Below are 17,089 nucleotides of genomic sequence, written 5' to 3'. Positions count from 1 at the left end.
CAGCAAATGTTTGCCCGCCATGTCTTCTCCCGTTCGGCAGAACACGCACAGCTTGATCCCGGCAGCGTTTTGCACTAAAATCCGCCGTTTTTCGCATCCACCGATCAGGAAAATCAGATGGTCGTCATTCGCCTTGCCCGTGGTGGCGCCAAAAAGCGCCCGTTCTTCAACATCGTCGCCGCCGATTCCCGCAATCGCCGTGACGGCCGCTTCATCGAGCGCGTCGGCTACTACAACCCGGTTGCCTCCGGCGCCGCGCAGAGCCTGGTGATCAACGCCGAGCGTCTGGCCTACTGGCAGCAGAACGGCGCCCAGCTGTCGCCGACCGTTGCCCGCCTGGCCAAGCAGGCCGCCAAGGCCGCTGCCTGAGCAGCGACGATCCCGGCCACGGCCTGAAAAGGCGGACAGGCAGATGATCGTACTGGGGCGCATTGTCGCCCCTTTTGGCGTTCAGGGCTGGGTCAAGATCCATCCCTTCGGCGATGACCCGGTCGAATGGCGCAAGATGCCGCAATGGTGGCTCTGCGCCGAGGACGGAGCCCCCGCCGAACGCTGGAAACCCTACACGCTGAAGGCGTGCAGGGCGCACGGCAAGGGCTTGGTTGCGGCCTTCGGCGAAGTGCCGGACCGCAACGCGGCAGAGTTCATCGATGGCTGGTACATCGGTGCACCGCGCGAAGCCTTGCCCAAGCCGGCCGAAGACGAATACTACTGGGGCGACCTCGTCGGCCTAGAAGTCTTCAACGAAGCCGGTACGCGGCTGGGCGTGGTCGATGGCCTGCTGTCCACCGGCGCCCATGACGTATTGCAGGTGAAGGACGATGGCCAGGACGGCGGCGAGCGGTTGATTCCCTTCGTCGCCGCCTACGTGCTGGATGTCGATCTCGCCACGCGGCGCATCCGCGTCGCCTGGGGCGAGGACTGGTAGGCGTGAGCGATCACGCCGCAACCGGGAGCAGTCAGGAAGAGGCAGAAGTGGGGATTGCAGGCGGCCTGCGCCGCTACGACCTCATCACCCTCTTTCCCGAGATGTTCGTCGCCCTGACGGGCAGCGGCATCACCCGCCGGGCGAAGGATCGCGGGCTGTACGCACTGGGTTTCCACAACCCGCGCGACTTCACCCACGACCCGCACCGCACGGTGGATGACCGCCCCTACGGCGGCGGGCCGGGCATGGTGATGCTGGCCGAACCGCTGCTGCAGTCGATCGCAGCGGCACGCGCAGCGCAGCAGGCGGAGATCGGCGCTTCCGGCCCGGTGCTCTACCTGTCGCCGCAAGGCCGCCGGCTCGACCAGGCGGCGGTGATGGAACTGGCGGCACAGCCGGGTTTGATCCTGCTGTGCGGCCGCTACGAAGGCATCGACCAGCGCGTCATCGAACGCGCGGTCGACATGGAAGTGTCGCTCGGCGACTTCGTGCTGTCGGGCGGCGAACTGCCGGCGATGGTGCTGCTCGACGCGATCGTGCGGCAACTGCCCGGCGCGTTGAACACCGCCGATTCGGCGCAGGAGGATTCCTTCGTCGACGGCCTGCTCGACTGCCCGCATTACACGCGGCCGGAAGTGCTGGGCGAAGCAACAGAGAACGAAGACCGGGTGCCCGAGGTGCTGCTGTCGGGCAACCATGCAGCAATCCGCCGCTGGCGGCTGAAGCAGTCCCTGGGCCGCACCGCACTGCGGCGGCCGGATCTCCTGGCCAAGCGGCAACTGAGCAAGACCGAATTGAAACTGCTTGAGGAATTCAGGCAGGAGCAAGCCGGGGCGGAAGACGGCAGCATCGTCTGAAAGCCCGTACATAAACGGCACGCATCAGGTGGCGACCTGCTCTGCGGCCAGGCCGATGCAAAGACAGCGGCCGACAACATTGATGGAGTATCCGCAATGAACCTGATTCAGCAACTCGAACAGGAAGAAATCGCCCGCCTGACCCAGGGCAAGGCCATCCCGGAATTCGCCCCCGGCGACACCGTGATCGTCCAGGTCAAGGTCAAGGAAGGCAACCGCGAACGTCTGCAGGCGTACGAAGGCGTGGTGATCGCGAAGCGCAATCGCGGCCTGAACTCCGCTTTCATCGTCCGCAAGATTTCCTCGGGCGAAGGCGTGGAACGTACGTTCCAGACCTACTCGCCGCTGGTGGCCGGTATCGAAGTGAAGCGCCGCGGTGACGTCCGCCGCGCCAAGCTGTACTACCTGCGCCAGCGTTCGGGCAAGTCCGCACGCATCAAGGAAAAGCTGGACTACAAGGCCGCCGCTGCCAAGAAGGCTGCTCTGCAACAACAGCAAGAGCAAAAGCAGCAAGGCTGATCGCCCTCGCGGTGACGCACGAAAAACGGACCTTCGGGTCCGTTTTTCATTTCCGGCTCGGCGGACTCCACGCTGCAGCCCCCTCAAAAGAAGGCAGGAACGTCAGCGCCGCTCGACGTAGTGGAGGATGCCGGCCGCAGCAGCCAGGAAGATCAGGCTGGGCGTCAGCGCGGCCATGATCGGCGGCCAGGCGTTGATCATGCCGAGGTTGGAGAACAGGCCGTTCAGCAGGTGGAAGCCCACGCCCAGCATCACCCCCATGAAGATGCGCGCACTGGCTCCGCCCATGCGGTCGTGGATGAAGCCGAAAGGCAGCGCCAGCGCCATCATCACCAGCACGGCGAAGGGGTAGATCAGCTTCTTCCACAGCGCGATCTCGAAGCGGTCGGTGCTCTGCTGGTTGTCGCGCAGATGCTGGATGTAGGTCCACAGCTTGGCCAGCGGCATGTGCTCCGGCCCCACCATCAGCACGCCCAGCACTTCGGGCGAGAGATCCGAGCGCCAGGTGATTTCCGGCACCTGCTCCACTTCGGTGCGGTCGTCGAGGAAGCGGGTGCGGGACACTTCCAGCAGGCGCCAATGCTCCTTGCCGTCGTGCACGCCGCGCTTGGCTTCGCTGATCGACAGCAGGCCGTAGTCGGCATCGAATTCGTACACCCGCGCGTTCTGCATCGTGCGGTCGGGCAGCATCGTGCGGACGTTGATCACCAGCCGGCCGTCCTTGACCCACAGGCCGGAGCGCAACTGCTGCGACACGGTGGATTGGGTCGCTGTCAGCTTCCATTCCTGGGCGGCCGCTTCGGCCGGCGGTCCCACGTATTCGCCGATAAGGAAAGTCAGCACCACCAGCACGCTACCGATCAGCGCCAGCATGCGCGCCAGCGCGCCGTTCGACATCCCGGAGGCGCGCATCACGGTGATTTCGGAATGGCGCGCCAGCGTCGCCAGGGCATACAAGGTGCCGATCAGCACCGCGACCGGAAACAGTTCGTAGACGCGGCCGGGCAGGATCATCGCCACATACACGGCCGCGTCGGCGATCTGGTAGTTGCCCTTGCCGACGTCTTCAAGCTCGTTGATGAAGTCGAAGAAGGCGAACAAGCCCAGGAAAGCCACCAGCACCAGCGCCGTGGCCGAGTAGATCTCCCGCGCGAGATAGCGGAACAGGATGCTCATGACGACCTCGTCCGCCAGAACGGCGACACCGACAGCCGCTTGTAGAACAGCAGCGCCAGCATGGCCAGCACGATCAGGTGCGGCAGGAACAGCCCGACGCCGAAGCTCATGCGCCCCTGCGCCACCCAGCCCTGGAACACCGAGATGGCGTTGCTATAGACGAGATAGGTCAGCAGCGCGATCAGCAGGCCGTTGGCCCGGCCCGCGCGCGGATTGACGAAGGACAGCGGAATGGCGAGCAAGGCCAGCAGCAGCGCGGACAGCGGCGCGCCGATGCGGCCCAGCAGCTCGCCCATGCTGCGCTTGTCGCCCTGCGCCAGCAACAGCGCGGTGGGCAGCGCACGGGTGCGCGACGGCTGGCTGACGGCCGGCTTCTGCTCGACCTGAACTTCGTAGCGCTCGAACTCCATCACGCGGTATTCCGGCGTACCCGGCCGGCCGTCGTAGCGCCGCCCTTTCTCCAGCACCACGAAACGGCGCCCTTCCTCGTCGCTGCGCATGTAGCCCTCGGCCGACGCGATCACGACCAGGCCGCCATCGCGCGTCTCCTCGCTGACGAAGACGTTGCGCACCCGGCCATCCTCGCCGGCGCCGATCTCGACGAAGAACACGCGCTGGGCGCCGGAGGACTCGCGGAACACGCCGGGCGCGACGCGCTGGGTATCGTCGCGGTTGTCGAGGCGGTCGCGATATTCGCTGCTCTGCTGCTGCGCCCACGGCGTCAGGTACAGTGAACCCGCGCCGATCACGACCACCAGCGGCAGCGCGAACATCAGTACCGGCCGTATCCAGGACGTCAGCGGCACGCCGGCCGCGAACCACACCACCATTTCCGAGTCGCGGTAGCTGCGCGACAGCGACACCAGGATGGCGATGAACAAGGTCAGCGTCAGCACCGTCGGCAACTGCGCCAGCGCACCGTAGCCGATCAGCGCCAGCACCGCTTCGGCCGGCACGCGGCCGCCGGCGGCCTGGCCGAGCAGGCGGATCAGCACGGTCGAGATCAGGATCGCGAACAGTGCAACGAAAACCGCGGCGGCGGCGTGGGTGAATTCCCGCTGAAGGGCGCGGCGGAAGATCATCGCGCGATAGGACCGATGGGCAAGAGAGGGTTGTGATGAAGGTTGCAGCCGCCGGCAGGAAGGGCCCGGCCGGAAGGCTTTTTGACGGGTTCCGGGCGAAGGCGCCATAATCGGCGGCAGTTCGCAAGACGCGTCTTCCCAAGGAAAAAAGCTGATGGAATTTACCATAAAGACCGGCTCGCCGGCGAAGTCCAAGGCCGGCCTGCTGGTGCTCGGCGCCTTTGCCGACGGGGTTCTGCCCACCGCCACCGCAGCCGTCGATGCCGCCGCCGAAGGCCGCATCGCCCACTACCTGAAGCGCGGCGATCTGGACGACAAGGCCGGCGCCACGCTGCTGCTGGCCGAACTGCCCGGCACTCACGCCGAGCGCGTGCTGCTGGTCAGCCTGGGCAAGCAGGACGAGTTCGGCGACAAGGCCTACCGCGACGCGCTGACCGCCGCCGCCAAGGCGCTGGCCGCGACGCCGGCCAAGGACGCCGTCGTCACGCTGGCCGACCTCGCCGTCGGTGAACGCCCGCTGAGCTGGAAGATGCAGCAGGCCGCCCGCCTCCTGGCCGACGGCGCCTACCGCTTCGATGCGCTCAAGTCCGGCAAGGACAAGAAAGACAAGAAGGAACGCGGCGCACGCAAGCTGACGCTGCTGACCGCAACCGAACCGAGCGCCGAGCTCGACACCGCGGTGCGCTACGGCCACGCCGTCGCCACCGGCATGGCGCTGGCGAAGGACCTCGGCAATCTGCCGGGCAACGTCTGCACGCCGACCCACCTCGCCGACACCGCCCAGGCGCTCGGCAAGCAGTACAAGTTCGACGTCGAAGTCCTCGAGCGCGCCGACATGGAAAAGCTCGGCATGGGCTCCTTCCTGTCGGTGGCGCGCGGCTCGCACCAGCCGCCCAAGTTCATCGTCATGAACTACAAGGGCGGCAAGTCCAAGGCCAAGCCGATCGTGCTGGTCGGCAAGGGCATCACCTTCGACACCGGCGGCATCTCGCTGAAGCCGGCCGCCGAGATGGACGAGATGAAGTACGACATGTGCGGCGCCGCCAGCGTGCTCGGCACCTTCAAGGCCATCGCCCAGATGGGCCTGCCGATCAACGTCATCGGCCTGATCGCCGCCACCGAGAACATGCCGGGCGGCGGCGCCACCAAGCCGGGCGACGTCGTCACCTCGCTGTCGGGCCAGACCATCGAAGTGCTCAACACCGACGCCGAAGGCCGCCTGGTGCTGTGCGACGCGCTGACCTACGCCGAGCGCTTCAAACCCGAATGCGTGATCGACATCGCCACGCTGACCGGCGCCTGCGTCGTCGCCCTGGGCAAGATCCCCAGCGGCCTGCTCGCCAACGACGACGAACTCGCCGCCGAACTGCTCAAGCGCGGCACCGACTCCGGCGACCGCGCCTGGCAGCTGCCGCTGTGGGACGAATACCAGGATCTGCTGAAAAGCAACTTCGCCGACATGGGCAACATCGGCGGGCGCTATGCCGGCACCATCACCGCCGCCTGCTTCCTGGCGCGCTTCACCAAGGCCTACAAGTGGGCCCACCTCGACATCGCCGGCACCGCCTGGCTGTCGGGCGATGCCAAGGGCGCGACCGGGCGGCCAGTGCCGCTGCTGTCCGAGTTCCTCGTCGGCCGCGCACGCGGCGGCTGAGCGGCTGCGGAATGGCGCCGAGCGTCCGCTTCTACCACAACACGCCCGACCGGCTCGTGCTTGCCTGCGAGCTGATCGGGCGTGCATACGGCAGCGGACGCAAGGTGGCGGTGCGCATGCCCGACGGCAACAGCGCACGGGAACTCGACCGCGTGCTGTGGCTGCGAGACACCCTCGCCTTCGTCCCGCACGTGCTGCGCGACTCCGAACTGGCGGCGGAAACACCGGTCGTCATCGGCGAAGCCGTTCCCGCCGCCCCCTGGCCGCATGCCGACACGCTGTTCAACCTCGCACCGGACCTGCCGCCGGATTACCAGGAATTCAGGATCGTGATCGAAATCGTCGGCAAGACCGAAGCCGAACGCCTGCCCGCCCGCGCCCGCTGGGCACAGTACCGCGCGCAGGGGCTGGAGCCGAAGGCCTTCGACGCCGAGCGCAGGGTGGCGCTGTGAAGGACTGGCTGCCGCTGCCGCCCGACGAGGAACTCGAACGCGCCGACGACCTGCTGGACCAGGCCGACGCCTTGCTGGGCCGCCACCGCGCGGCCAGGCCGGCGAATGAAGCCGGCGTCCCAGCCCCGCCCAGCCCCGCGGACACCGATTCGGCCGACCTGCCCATCCTCACCGAGGTCGTCGATCCATCCGAGCTGCCGCTGGGCTGGAGCGAACGGGATCCAGAGCCCCTGATCTTCGACCCGCCGCCCGCAGAAAAGGCAGCGCCAGTCGAAGCCCCCCCGTCCCCCGCGCAGGCGGCGCCCTCGCCTGCCCCCGCCTTCTCGGCGGCCGAACCGGCAGTCACGGCCGAAGATCGCGTCGCCTACCAGATCGCCGAACGCCTGATCGAGCTCGACACCCTGATCACGCGCAGCATCAACGACTGGATGGACCAGGAATTCCCGCAACTGCTCGAGCGCGAGCTTGACCACCTCAGCGAGCGCCTGCAGGTCGAACTCCAGGCCCACCTGCGCGCCACGCTGCTGCCCGAACTGTCGGCCCACATCAGCCGCCAGATGGAACGCAGTTCGGAGCTCCCGCCGCCGCTGCGGGGCTGAACCGTCCCCTTCCCCAGCAAATGAAACCGTCCCCGTAGGAGCGTCTTCAGCCGCGATCGAGGGCCAGCGATCCCAAGACCACCGGAGCGAGGCAGGTCTGCAGCCTGCTTTCGCGGCTCGGCGCCCCCGGCTGAAGCCGCTCCCCCCTGGCCGCCACACGCCCGCCGGGCGCGGCGGGCGCATCCGCTATAATCCGCGCTTTGCCTTCACGCGCGTAAAACAACATGGAACTGGCCAAAAGCTTCGAGCCCGCCGACATCGAACGTCGCTGGTACCCCGAATGGGAATCCCGCGGCTACTTCGACGCCGGCCTCGACAAGTCGAACCCCAACGCCTTCTGCATCCTGCTGCCGCCGCCCAACGTCACCGGCACGCTGCACATGGGGCACGGCTTCAACCAGACGATCATGGACGCGCTGACGCGCTACCACCGCATGCGCGGCGACAACACGCTGTGGCAGCCCGGCACCGACCACGCCGGCATCGCCACCCAGATCGTCGTCGAACGCCAGCTCGACGCCCAGGGCATCAGCCGCCACGACCTCGGCCGCGAGAAGTTCCTCGAGAAGGTCTGGGAGTGGAAGGAATATTCCGGCGGCACCATCACCCGCCAGATGCGCCGCCTCGGCACCAGCCCGGACTGGAAGCGCGAGCGCTTCACGATGGATGCCGGCCTGTCCAAGATCGTCACCGAGACCTTCGTCCGCCTCTACAACGAAGGCCTGATCTACCGCGGCAAGCGCCTGGTCAACTGGGACCCCAAGCTCGGCACCGCCGTGTCCGACCTCGAAGTGGTGCAGGAAGAAGAGGACGGCAAGCTCTACCACATCCTCTACCCCTTCACCGACGGCCCGGTCGATGGCCTGCGCGGCCTCACCGTCGCCACCACCCGCCCCGAAACCCTGCTCGGCGACGTCGCGGTGATGGTGCATCCGGAAGACGAGCGCTACGCCGCGCTGGTCGGCAAGACCGTCGAACTGCCGCTGACCGGCCGCCGCATCCCGATCATCGCCGACGACTACGTCGACCGTGAATTCGGCACCGGCTGCGTCAAGGTCACGCCCGCCCACGACTTCAACGACTACGCCGTCGGTCAGCGCCACGGCCTGGACATGATCGTCGTGCTGACGCTGGCCGGCGCCGTGCCGGCGGAAGCCGAAGTGTTCGACACCGCCGGCCAGGCCAAGGGCCAGGTCGCGATGCCGGCCTCGGTCGCCGGGCTGGACCGCGTGCCGGCGCGCGAGAAGGTCGTCGCCGAACTCGAGGCCGCCGGCCTGCTCGTCGAAGCCAAGGCGCACAAGCTGATGGTGCCGCGCGGCGACCGCACTGGCGTCGTCATCGAGCCGATGCTGACCGACCAGTGGTTCGTCGCCATGAGCAAGCCTGGCGCGGACGGCAAGAGCATCACCGAGAAGGCGCTGGAATGCGTGTCCTCGGGCGAGATCAGGTTCTACCCCGAGAACTGGGTCAACACCTACAACCAGTGGCTGAACAACATCCAGGACTGGTGCATCTCGCGCCAGCTGTGGTGGGGCCACCAGATTCCCGCCTGGTACGGTGACGATGGCCGGTGCTGGGTCGCCCACGACGAAGCCGAAGCGCGCGCGCTGGCCGACAAGGACGGTTACACCGGCGCGCTGCGCCGCGACGAGGACGTGCTCGACACCTGGTACTCGTCCGCGCTATGGCCGTTCTCGACGCTGGACTGGACGCCCGAATGGCCGGCGAAGAGCAACGACGCGCTCGACCTCTACCTGCCGTCCACGGTGCTCGTCACCGGCTTCGACATCATCTTCTTCTGGGTCGCCCGCATGGTCATGATGACCAAGCACATCACCGGCAAGATCCCGTTCAAGCACGTCTATGTGCACGGCCTGATCCGCGACGCGGAAGGCCAGAAGATGAGCAAGTCCAAGGGCAACGTGCTCGATCCGATCGACCTCATCGACGGCATCGGCATCGACGAACTGGTCGCCAAGCGCACCTTCGGCCTGATGAACCCGAAGCAGGCGCAGAGCATCGAGAAGAAGACGCGCAAGGAATTCCCCACCGGCATTCCCGCCTTCGGCACCGACGCGCTGCGCTTCACCTTCGCCAGCCTCGCCAGCCCGGGCCGCGACATCAAGTTCGACCTGTCGCGCTGCGAGGGCTACCGCAACTTCTGCAACAAGCTGTGGAACGCCACCCGCTTCGTGCTGATGAACACCGAAGGCCAGGACTGCGGCCTGGGCGAAGGTCTCGCCTGCACGCCCGAGGTGCTCGACTTCTCCTTCGCCGACCGCTGGATCGTCTCCCGCCTGCAGCGCACCGAAGCCGAAGTCGCCACCCAGTTCGAAGCCTACCGCTTCGACCTCGCCGCCCGTGCGGTGTATGAATTCGTCTGGGACGAATACTGCGACTGGTACCTGGAACTGGCCAAGGTGCAGATCCAGACCGGCACCCCGGCCCAGCAGCGCGCCACCCGCCGCACCCTGCTGCGCGTGCTCGAAACCGTGCTGCGCCTGGCCCACCCGCTGATCCCCTTCATCACCGAGGAACTGTGGCAGACCGTGGCGCCGCTGGCCGCACGCAAGGACGCCGACAGCCTGATGCTGGCCCGCTTCCCGCAGGCCGACAGCGCCCGCATCGACGAAGCGGCCGAAGCCAGGGTGACCGAGCTGAAGGCACTGATCCACGCCTGCCGCAACCTGCGCGGCGAGATGAACATCTCGCCCGCCCAACGCCTGCCGCTGGTCGCCGCCGGCGACAAGGCCGTGCTGGCGCAGTACGCGCCCTACCTCGCCGGCCTGGCCAAACTCGCCGAGGTGGAGATCGTCGATGAGATCGGTGCCGACGAACTCGCTCCGGTCGCGGTCGCCGGCGAAACCCGCCTGATGCTGAAGGTCGAAATCGACGTCGCCGCCGAACGCGAACGCCTGGGCAAGGAAATCGCCCGCCTCGAAGGCGAGATCGCCAAGGCCGAAGGCAAGCTCGGCAACGCCAGCTTCGTCGATCGCGCCCCCGCCGCCGTCGTGCAGCAGGAACGCGACCGCCTGGCCGGCTTCAAGGCCACGGTAGACAAGCTGAAGCCGCAACTGGCGAAGCTGGGCGGCTGAGCCGCATCGGCTTCAGGGCTTGAAGGAAACGGCAGCGAGATTGATTTCGCTGCCGTTTCTGCTCGGCCCCGAGGAGGCAACGGCGCCGCAGAGGCATGATTTTTTCGCCCGATCAAGCGAATGCGGGCATTGACGCCGGCATCCGGACGCCTGTAGTGCGTCTTCGTTCCATCTGAACCCTGTGCTCAGTTTTCCATGGCTTTCAGCTCGGTGAGAAACCGATGCTGCTGCGCACCTTCGCGCCGGCTTTGCTGTATCTGCGCCCCGAGATTGTCGATCTCGCGACGCTTGGCAGCCAACTGCTCGTTGTTGGCTCTGAACACACTCTGTTGCTCCTGGCGCTTTTTCTGCAGTTCGGCGTTCAGTGCTTCAATCGCCTCGTTCAACTGCCCGCTTATGCCATCACGGCTGCTCCTATGTGTGGCATCCAGTTCCTGGCGAATGGCGCCGATTTTCTCCTGGTAAACCGTATTGGCCTGCGCCATCAGCTCCCTGCGCTGGGTGGACAACGCCGCTTCCTGTTCCCTCAACTGCGCCTGGCGTTCGCGGAATGAAGCTTCCAGCCCAGCCAGCTGGCTACGTAGCGTTTCATCGGCACCGGCTTTGTAACGGGTGAAATCCGCCGCACTCTGGCGTTTGCGTGCCGCGGAAACGTCCGTGTTGTATGCGTCGCGCAACTGCTTGCGCTGCGCCGCTGCAGCCTGCTGCAGCTCCTTTCCCTGCGCCTGCAGTTCAGCAGCCTTCAGCCGGTAATCCTTGTCCAGTTCCGCAATACGCGCATCCAGCTCCTTCTTGGGCTCAGCGCCTTTTTCCCTGAGGGCAGCCTGCAGTTCCTGTCCGGCGGCCTGGTTTTCCTGGTTAGCCTTGTTGCGCAGCGCTGCCTGCTCCTGAAGAATGCGCTGCTGCTCGTCATTCAGCGCTGCCGTCACTTGCCGGTTCTCTTCCTGGATCTTCTGGTTCAGCGCGTTCCACTCCCCGATCATCGTCTGCCACCGGGCCTCATCGGCGCCGATCTGTTCTGCACGTTTTTCGAGCGATGCCTCGGCAGCGGCCACCAGACGCTCGTAGTCCGAACTGCCGACAATGACATGTTTCGTTCCATGAGCATCAGCAGATTTTCCGGCAAAGAAATTGGGAGCCTGTTCGTGCGAGAACATGCTCATCCATTCCTCCCCACGGAGAACCGAACTGGCTACACCGATAACAAGCGCATCATCACCTTTCCTGGCGATGCGCTTGAGGATCGCATGGTCGTCGAGCGTGCCCAGGTTCTCGTACAGATCAGCCTTTGGAGAAACCTCCGCGCGGAAGCGGTAGCGGCGCTGCGGCTCGACCTTGGTGCCGACATCGTCTTCGGCTTCGATCTTGAAACTCTCCACCTGCCAGGCATTGGGGATGTCCGCGGCGAACTGCGATTTCAGGTCAGGGCCGCTTTTGCCGCAGGCCGCAAGACCCAGCACGCCTATTCCGAAAACAAGTCCCCGGAGCCAGCGACGGATGATCGTCGTATCACTGAATCGGCTTCGTCCAGCCTGCCGTATCTGAATCGCAGGGCAAGCACGTAGATTGTTTTTCATGGGGACTCTCCGCTGGCACAGATACAGCAGTGGAAGACGAGACAGCAGGTCGGGCAAGGCACTCGGAAACTGCGGTTCGTGGTTTATGTATCATAGTGTTACGTCGACCGCAACCAGCTTTCAGAGCCGATAAAAGATGGAAATCCATGTTGAAAGCAGCGCATCGTCAACATCGACGTGCTGGAGGTGGCATGGGTTTTCGCGACCGCCTGGGGCCGGGCGACGCGCAGTTCATCCACGCCGGGTGCGGCATTCTGCATACCAAACAGTCCTTGAGCGGACGCCAGGGCCTGCAACTGAAGTCGATGCGCAGGCCGAACTCCCGCTTTACTAGCACAAGGCCAGGTCGAGGTAAGTGGCCAGCATCCGCATGTAGGCGATCTGGGCTTGCTGAGCAACGGCACACGGATTCGCATGGCCGCACAGGGCGATGAGCCTGTCGAACCTGCCTTGATCGGCGGACGGCCCGTGCGGGGTGAAGCGCTCTTCGACGGCCCTTTCGTCATGGATGCGTCCGGGCAGTTGCAGCAAGCCCAGCACGATTTCGTTTCCGGCCGCCTGGGGCGGATGGAGGGCGTGCCGTTCTGAGCATGGAAACGAAACGAGCCGACCGCATCACCGGCCGGCCCGTTCCACATTCAGTAGCCTGAAGTAGAAGCTTTACTTGCGCTTCAGGAAGAACTCGAAAGCCTTGTCCGCCGTTTCACCCTGCTGCAGCAAGGGGTTGCCGGTCTGCTTGGCGAAAGCCTGAAAATCCTTGGCCGAACCCGGGTCCGTCGCCACCACGCGCAGCACCTGGCCCGATTGCATCTCGGCCAGCGCCTTCTTTGCCCGCAGGATCGGCAGCGGACAGTTCAGGCCGCGCGCATCCACTTCCTTGTCGAAATCCATCCTGTGTCCTCGCTTGCGTCGATATCAGTTTTTTGAATGGCTCGCCATTCTAGTGGATGCCCGCCCGGCCCGAAAGAACGCGCGGCAGGACAGGCGATGCCAGCCCATCGAATCCGTCACGGCGGGAGTTCAATCCCTGCGGTCGCGCCTTTCCTCGATCAGGCGCTGTTTCAGTTCGCGCAGACGCGCATCCACCGCGGAGAGCTCGTAGAAATCGCCGTCACCCGCCCTGCTTGCGATCTCCAGTTGCTCGATCGCTGCCGGCAGGCTGCCGCGCAGCCGATAGACTTCGGCCTGGGCGCGGTGCTGGGCGGTGACTTTGCCCAGGTCCGCATAGGCCCGCGACAGCAGTTGCCACAAGCGCGGATCGGACTGGCGGCTGTCCAGTGCGCGGCGAATGCCTTCGACCGCCGCCTGCGGCTGGCCGCCGAGGATGCGCGCATTGGCCAGCGCATAGACCAGGGCGTGGTTGGACGGGAAGCTGCGCATCGCCGCCTCCAGCACCTTGATCGCGGTCGCGCCGTCCTTGCGTGCCAGTGCGATCTCGGCGCGCAGCGTTTCGATCCACGGCGACGGCGGCGCCTTGGCGCGCACGGCCTCGAGCCGCTGTGCCGCCTCGTCCAGCCGGCCGGCGCGGAACAGGGCACGCGCCAGGCCATAGCCGGCGACGGGGTCGGCCGGCGTCTGCGCCAGCTGGCTTTCCATGTCCCTGACCGCATCGGTGGCCAGACCGGCGTTGGCACGCAGCTTGGCGCGGGAGAAGTTGAAGTCCGGCGAATCGACCACCTGGCGGTAGCGCATCGAGTTGACACGGTTCTCCATGTCGGCGATCCGCTCGGTCGTCAGCGGGTGGGTGCGCAGATAGGCCGGCGCGTTATTCTCGTACATGCGGGTGGCACGCTGCAGGCGCTCGAAGAAGCCGGGCATGCCGCGCACGTCGAAGCCGGCGTTCTCCAGCGTCTCGAGCCCGACGCGATCCGCCTCGCGCTCGAAACTGCGGGTATAACCGAGCTGCGACTGGATCGCGCCGGCCTGGCCGGCGGCGATCGCCGCCTGGCTGACGTCCGAATTGCTGCGCGCCGCCAGCACCGCCACCAGCAGCGAGGCCATCATCAGCATCGCCGACTGGCTCTGCTTGCCGACGATCTGCGCGATGTGGCGCTGCGTGACGTGGGCGATTTCGTGGCCGAGCACCGAGGCGAACTCGGATTCGGTCTGCGCTGCCAGCAGCAGGCCGGTATGCACGCCGATGTAGCCGCCGGGCAGCGCGAAGGCATTGAGCGTGGAGTCGCTGACGACGAAGAAATCGAACTCCAGCCCGGGGTTGTTGCTCACCGCCGCCAGCTTGTGGCCGATGCGGTTGACGTACTCCTCGACTTCCGGATCGTCCAGGTAGCTGGCATCGCGCCAGCGGATCTGGCTGATGATCTGCTCGCCGATGCGCCGCTCGGCGGCCGGCGAAAGCTCGGTCGCGGCAACGTCTCCCAGGTCGGGCAGATCGTAGGCGTGGACTGGAAAAGCCAGCGCGAGGCTGAGCAGCAGGGCAAGAGGTCGTCGCATCATCGGATGCTATGATACCCGGCCGCATCGAAGCGTTCCCGCATGCCTGTATCGGGCTGTAGCCGCCCTCCGGCCGCGGCGCATCTTCCTTCTCTTCATAGCCGCCGAAGCACGATGAGCACCGACGCACCGAACCCCGACACCTCCGCCTTGACCCATTTCGACGCCGCAGGCCAGGCCCACATGGTCGACGTCGGCGCCAAGGCCGAAACCCGCCGCGTCGCCGTCGCCACCGGCCGCATCCTGATGCTGCCGGACACTTTCGGCATGATCCGCGCCGGCACCGCCAGCAAGGGCGACGTGCTCGGCATCGCCCGCATCGCCGCCATCCAGGCCGCGAAGCGCACCAGCGAACTGATTCCGCTGTGCCACCCACTGCCGCTGACGCGGGTAGCGGTCGAGTTCGCGCTGGAAGAAGGCGAGCAGGAAGGGAGCGAACACGCAGTGCGCTGCACCGTCACGGCCGAAACGGTCGGCCGCACCGGCGTCGAGATGGAAGCACTGACCGCGGTCAACGTCGGCCTGCTGACGATCTACGACATGTGCAAGGCGGTGGACCGGGGCATGCACATGGAAGGCATTCGCCTGCTGGAAAAGCTCGGCGGCAAGTCGGGGCACTGGCAGGCCTGACGGCAGCCTGCCGGACGGCCTACTTGGCGCCGTCCTTTGCCGCCAGGCGTGAGATCACCAGCGGGAAGGCGCCCGACCCGGCCAGCGCGATGGCCGACACCAGAAACGCCAGTCCCGCCATCGGCTCCGCCAGTGCCGGATGAAGCCAGTCACCGGCGCCGGCGAAACACATCACCGCCGGCACCAGACACAGCGCCGCCAGGACGAAAAGCACGAGCGCCGACATCGGCATCCGGTGGTGATCGGCGGACATGCATCCATTCTCCATTCAAAAGTTGCGGCCCAGCTTGCGGTACAAGGTGTTGCGGGCGATGCCCAGGGCCCGTGCAGCGGCTGACACGTTGCCGCCATGTTCGGCCAGCGCCTGCTGGATCAGGCTCTCGTCCAGACCCAGCGGGGGACGGCCACGCGGTCGGCTTGGCGCGGACAGCATCCTCCTGGGTTCCCCCCCTGCCCGAGGCGTGACGAAAACCGGCACAGCCTCGGCATCGAAGATTTCCTCCGGCAGATGCTGCGGCAGGATCACCCGTTCATCGTCATCGAGCAGCGCCAGCGCCACCCGCAGCACGTTCTGCAATTGGCGGATGTTGCCCGGCCAGGCATAGGCTTCGAAGAAGCGCATCACTTCGTCCGACACACTCACGCCATCGCACGGTTGGCCGGCGCACTCCGCCGCGACCAGCTGGCCGACGATGACGCGAATGTCGGTGCGCACGCGCAAAGGGGGTAGATGGACGGTCAGGCCGTTGATGCGGTAGTAGAGATCCTCGCGGAACAGGCCGTTCTTCACCGACTCGTTCAGCATCCGGTGCGTCGCCGACACCAGGGCGATGTCGACCGGCACCGCCTCCCGGGCACCGACAGGCACCACGCAGCGCTCCTGCAGCACGCGCAGCAGCCTCGCCTGCATGGACAGCGACATGTCGCCGATCTCGTCCAGGAACAGCGTGCCGCCGTCGGCCTGCTGGATGCGCCCCACTGCGCCTTCGCGCCGTGCACCGGTGAAGGCGCCACCGACATAGCCGAACAGCTCGGCTTCGATCAGGCTTTCGGGGATCGCTGCGCAGTTGAGGGCGACGAAAGGGCCATCGGCACGCGGCCCGCTGTTGTGGCAGGCCTGCGCCAGCAGTTCCTTGCCGACACCGGATTCGCCCTGGATCAGCAGCGGGATGTTGCGCCCCACCACCCTGCCGGCACGATCGAGCACCCGCAGCAGGCCGGCGTCGCCAGTGGCCAGGCGGACGAGCGTCACACGCCGGCCGGCGGCAGATTCCAGCGCAGGATGATGCGGCCTCCCGCCAAGGGGCTGCCCGGAGTCGAGAGGCAGGTTCGACGCCGGCACGGGCAGGTTCGCCAGCGGCACGCGCGTAAAGGTCCTCCCCATCGTCGTTCGTCTCCAGCGCCGGACCATGCCGGCTCACCGGGACTATTAAAGCAAAAGCGGACCGATCCACCCAGCGGCGAAGCAGAAAAAACGCTGGGCGAAGAAGGATATTGCGCCTCTCGGCAGGAAGGGCTGCTGCAGCTAGCGGCCGCGGGCGCGATCCTCGGCTTCCACCTCGGCCATCTCGTCGTCGTCGAACAGCCGCGAGCGGGTCAGGAAGGCCTTTCCGGTGCCGCCTTCCAGCGAGAAGGTGCCGCCCGTCCCCGCCACCACGTCGATGATCAATTGCGTGTGCTTCCAGTATTCGTATTGCGACGCACTGATGTAGAACGGAACGCCGCCGATCTCGCCGAGATGGACGTCGTATGGGCCGATCGTCAGGTCGGTGGGCAGGTAGCAGTTGGCGGCGCTGTTGTCGCAGCAGCCGCCGGATTGGTGGAAGATCAGCTCGGAGCCGTGCTCGGCCTTGAGCTGATCGATCAGTTCGAGCGCCGCAGCTGTGGCGATGACGCGCTGGACCATGTTTTTCCGCTCCGCAATACAAGTGTCGGGGGCAGTCGCCCGCCCCCGACCAAGCGCCCGCAAGCAGGCGCGGGAGGAGAGCCGTCTCAGAAGAACCCGAGCTTGTTCTCGCTGTAGCTGACGAGCAGGTTCTTGGTCTGCTGGTAGTGGTCGAGCATCATCT

General features: G+C 66.1%; 17 protein-coding genes and 1 pseudogene. 10 read left to right on the top strand and 8 right to left on the bottom strand.

All coding sequences use genetic code 11. The features are described from left to right. Positions 1-117 precede the first annotated feature (117 nt). The 4 genes from rpsP to rplS all read left to right on the top strand — a co-directional run bounded on the left by rpsP (position 118) and on the right by rplS (position 2,304). Positions 118-369 (top strand): 30S ribosomal protein S16, encoded by a 252-nt coding sequence (gene rpsP / locus NX068_RS02615; protein WP_263459744.1) that lies wholly within the window; start codon positions 118-120, stop codon positions 367-369. Between the two features lie 43 nt (positions 370-412). Next, positions 413-928 (top strand): ribosome maturation factor RimM, encoded by a 516-nt coding sequence (gene rimM / locus NX068_RS02610; RefSeq protein ID WP_263459743.1) that lies wholly within the window; start codon positions 413-415, stop codon positions 926-928. Between the two features lie 47 nt (positions 929-975). After that, entirely contained in the window at positions 976-1,785 is an 810-nt protein-coding gene (gene trmD / locus NX068_RS02605; protein ID WP_263459742.1) for a tRNA (guanosine(37)-N1)-methyltransferase TrmD, read from the top strand. Positions 1,786-1,881: 96 nt separating this feature from the next. Continuing rightward, positions 1,882-2,304, top strand: coding sequence for a 50S ribosomal protein L19 (gene rplS / locus NX068_RS02600; protein WP_068634992.1), 423 nt, complete (start codon positions 1,882-1,884; stop codon positions 2,302-2,304). A gap of 102 nt (positions 2,305-2,406) precedes the next feature. On the opposite strand, the gene lptG is transcribed toward rplS, so the two are convergent. Together lptG and lptF are read right to left on the bottom strand one after the other, a co-directional pair. Beyond that, positions 2,407-3,480, bottom strand: a complete 1,074-nt coding sequence (lptG, locus tag NX068_RS02595) for an LPS export ABC transporter permease LptG (RefSeq protein WP_263459741.1) — start codon at positions 3,478-3,480, stop codon at positions 2,407-2,409. After that, a complete protein-coding gene (gene lptF / locus NX068_RS02590) occupies positions 3,477-4,562 on the bottom strand; it encodes an LPS export ABC transporter permease LptF (protein ID WP_263459740.1) in 1,086 nt (361 codons plus the stop codon). Before lptF ends, lptG begins: the two co-directional genes overlap by 4 nt. A 154-nt stretch (positions 4,563-4,716) precedes the next feature. Between lptF and NX068_RS02585 the strand changes: the two genes are divergently transcribed. The 4 genes from NX068_RS02585 to NX068_RS02570 all read left to right on the top strand — a co-directional run bounded on the left by NX068_RS02585 (position 4,717) and on the right by NX068_RS02570 (position 10,362). Further along, complete coding sequence (locus tag NX068_RS02585; RefSeq protein ID WP_263459739.1) at positions 4,717-6,216, top strand: leucyl aminopeptidase; 1,500 nt, start codon at positions 4,717-4,719, stop codon at positions 6,214-6,216. Positions 6,217-6,227: 11 nt separating this feature from the next. Then, a complete protein-coding gene (locus NX068_RS02580; RefSeq protein WP_263459738.1) occupies positions 6,228-6,668 on the top strand; it encodes a DNA polymerase III subunit chi in 441 nt (146 codons plus the stop codon). Beyond that, the gene (locus NX068_RS02575) at positions 6,665-7,267 is read left to right on the top strand and encodes a hypothetical protein (RefSeq protein WP_263459737.1); all 603 of its coding nucleotides are present in this window, start codon (positions 6,665-6,667) and stop codon (positions 7,265-7,267) included. Before NX068_RS02580 ends, NX068_RS02575 begins: the two co-directional genes overlap by 4 nt. A gap of 224 nt (positions 7,268-7,491) precedes the next feature. Further along, the gene (locus NX068_RS02570; RefSeq protein WP_263459736.1) at positions 7,492-10,362 is read left to right on the top strand and encodes a valine--tRNA ligase; all 2,871 of its coding nucleotides are present in this window, start codon (positions 7,492-7,494) and stop codon (positions 10,360-10,362) included. 185 nt (positions 10,363-10,547) lie between these two features. Here the strand turns inward: NX068_RS02570 and NX068_RS02565 are convergent, their stop codons facing one another. Beyond that, positions 10,548-11,939, bottom strand: a complete 1,392-nt coding sequence (locus NX068_RS02565; protein WP_263459735.1) for a coiled-coil domain-containing protein — start codon at positions 11,937-11,939, stop codon at positions 10,548-10,550. 336 nt (positions 11,940-12,275) lie between these two features. Here NX068_RS02565 and NX068_RS02560 point away from each other — a divergent pair. Continuing rightward, positions 12,276-12,527 (top strand): annotated as a pseudogene (locus NX068_RS02560) (pirin-like C-terminal cupin domain-containing protein); the annotation flags it as partial. A gap of 72 nt (positions 12,528-12,599) precedes the next feature. On the opposite strand, the gene NX068_RS02555 reads toward NX068_RS02560, so the two are convergent. Together NX068_RS02555 and NX068_RS02550 are read right to left on the bottom strand one after the other, a co-directional pair. Next, positions 12,600-12,830 carry a sulfurtransferase TusA family protein gene (locus NX068_RS02555; RefSeq protein WP_068635000.1) on the bottom strand — a complete coding sequence of 77 codons (231 nt, stop codon included), beginning with the start codon at positions 12,828-12,830 and terminating at the stop codon, positions 12,600-12,602. A gap of 129 nt (positions 12,831-12,959) precedes the next feature. After that, positions 12,960-14,393, bottom strand: coding sequence for a M48 family metalloprotease (locus NX068_RS02550; RefSeq protein WP_263459734.1), 1,434 nt, complete (start codon positions 14,391-14,393; stop codon positions 12,960-12,962). A 111-nt stretch (positions 14,394-14,504) separates the two neighbouring features. On the opposite strand from NX068_RS02550, the gene moaC reads away from it, so the two are divergent. After that, positions 14,505-15,020 (top strand): cyclic pyranopterin monophosphate synthase MoaC, encoded by a 516-nt coding sequence (gene moaC / locus NX068_RS02545; RefSeq protein WP_263459733.1) that lies wholly within the window; start codon positions 14,505-14,507, stop codon positions 15,018-15,020. A gap of 19 nt (positions 15,021-15,039) precedes the next feature. On the opposite strand, the gene NX068_RS02540 is transcribed toward moaC, so the two are convergent. The 3 genes from NX068_RS02540 to NX068_RS02530 form a co-directional block, all read right to left on the bottom strand. Then, complete coding sequence (locus NX068_RS02540) at positions 15,040-15,273, bottom strand: hypothetical protein (RefSeq protein ID WP_263459732.1); 234 nt, start codon at positions 15,271-15,273, stop codon at positions 15,040-15,042. A 15-nt stretch (positions 15,274-15,288) separates the two neighbouring features. Beyond that, on the bottom strand, positions 15,289-16,404 hold the full coding sequence (locus NX068_RS02535) for a sigma-54-dependent Fis family transcriptional regulator (protein WP_442806674.1): 1,116 nt from the start codon (positions 16,402-16,404) through the stop codon (positions 15,289-15,291). A 141-nt stretch (positions 16,405-16,545) separates the two neighbouring features. After that, positions 16,546-16,926: a DUF779 domain-containing protein gene (locus tag NX068_RS02530; protein ID WP_263459731.1), complete on the bottom strand. Its 381-nt coding sequence runs from the start codon at positions 16,924-16,926 to the stop codon at positions 16,546-16,548. Positions 16,927-17,089: the final 163 nt, after the last annotated feature.

Origin of the sequence: Thauera carbonicopians, from assembly GCF_025699485.1 — a bacterium.
Lineage (GTDB): Bacteria > Pseudomonadota > Gammaproteobacteria > Burkholderiales > Rhodocyclaceae > Thauera.
The sequence above is the reverse complement of the archived record's forward strand: the minus strand, read 5'-3'. Positions and strand labels throughout refer to the sequence as shown.

Excerpts from the sequence above, each read along its gene's own strand:
- NX068_RS02565 (WP_263459735.1), bottom strand. The coding sequence starts at position 11,939 with ATGAAAAACAATCTACGTGCTTGCCCTGCGATTCAGATACGGCAGGCT.
- NX068_RS02570 (WP_263459736.1), top strand. The coding sequence starts at position 7,492 with ATGGAACTGGCCAAAAGCTTCGAGCCCGCCGACATCGAACGTCGCTGG.
- NX068_RS02580 (WP_263459738.1), top strand. The coding sequence starts at position 6,228 with ATGGCGCCGAGCGTCCGCTTCTACCACAACACGCCCGACCGGCTCGTG.
- NX068_RS02530 (WP_263459731.1), bottom strand. The coding sequence starts at position 16,926 with ATGGTCCAGCGCGTCATCGCCACAGCTGCGGCGCTCGAACTGATCGAT.
- rpsP (WP_263459744.1), top strand. The coding sequence starts at position 118 with ATGGTCGTCATTCGCCTTGCCCGTGGTGGCGCCAAAAAGCGCCCGTTC.
- NX068_RS02535 (WP_442806674.1), bottom strand. The coding sequence starts at position 16,404 with ATGGGGAGGACCTTTACGCGCGTGCCGCTGGCGAACCTGCCCGTGCCG.
- rplS (WP_068634992.1), top strand. The coding sequence starts at position 1,882 with ATGAACCTGATTCAGCAACTCGAACAGGAAGAAATCGCCCGCCTGACC.
- NX068_RS02555 (WP_068635000.1), bottom strand. The coding sequence starts at position 12,830 with ATGGATTTCGACAAGGAAGTGGATGCGCGCGGCCTGAACTGTCCGCTG.
- NX068_RS02540 (WP_263459732.1), bottom strand. The coding sequence starts at position 15,273 with ATGTCCGCCGATCACCACCGGATGCCGATGTCGGCGCTCGTGCTTTTC.
- moaC (WP_263459733.1), top strand. The coding sequence starts at position 14,505 with ATGAGCACCGACGCACCGAACCCCGACACCTCCGCCTTGACCCATTTC.
- lptG (WP_263459741.1), bottom strand. The coding sequence starts at position 3,480 with ATGAGCATCCTGTTCCGCTATCTCGCGCGGGAGATCTACTCGGCCACG.
- lptF (WP_263459740.1), bottom strand. The coding sequence starts at position 4,562 with ATGATCTTCCGCCGCGCCCTTCAGCGGGAATTCACCCACGCCGCCGCC.
- rimM (WP_263459743.1), top strand. The coding sequence starts at position 413 with ATGATCGTACTGGGGCGCATTGTCGCCCCTTTTGGCGTTCAGGGCTGG.
- NX068_RS02550 (WP_263459734.1), bottom strand. The coding sequence starts at position 14,393 with ATGATGCGACGACCTCTTGCCCTGCTGCTCAGCCTCGCGCTGGCTTTT.
- NX068_RS02585 (WP_263459739.1), top strand. The coding sequence starts at position 4,717 with ATGGAATTTACCATAAAGACCGGCTCGCCGGCGAAGTCCAAGGCCGGC.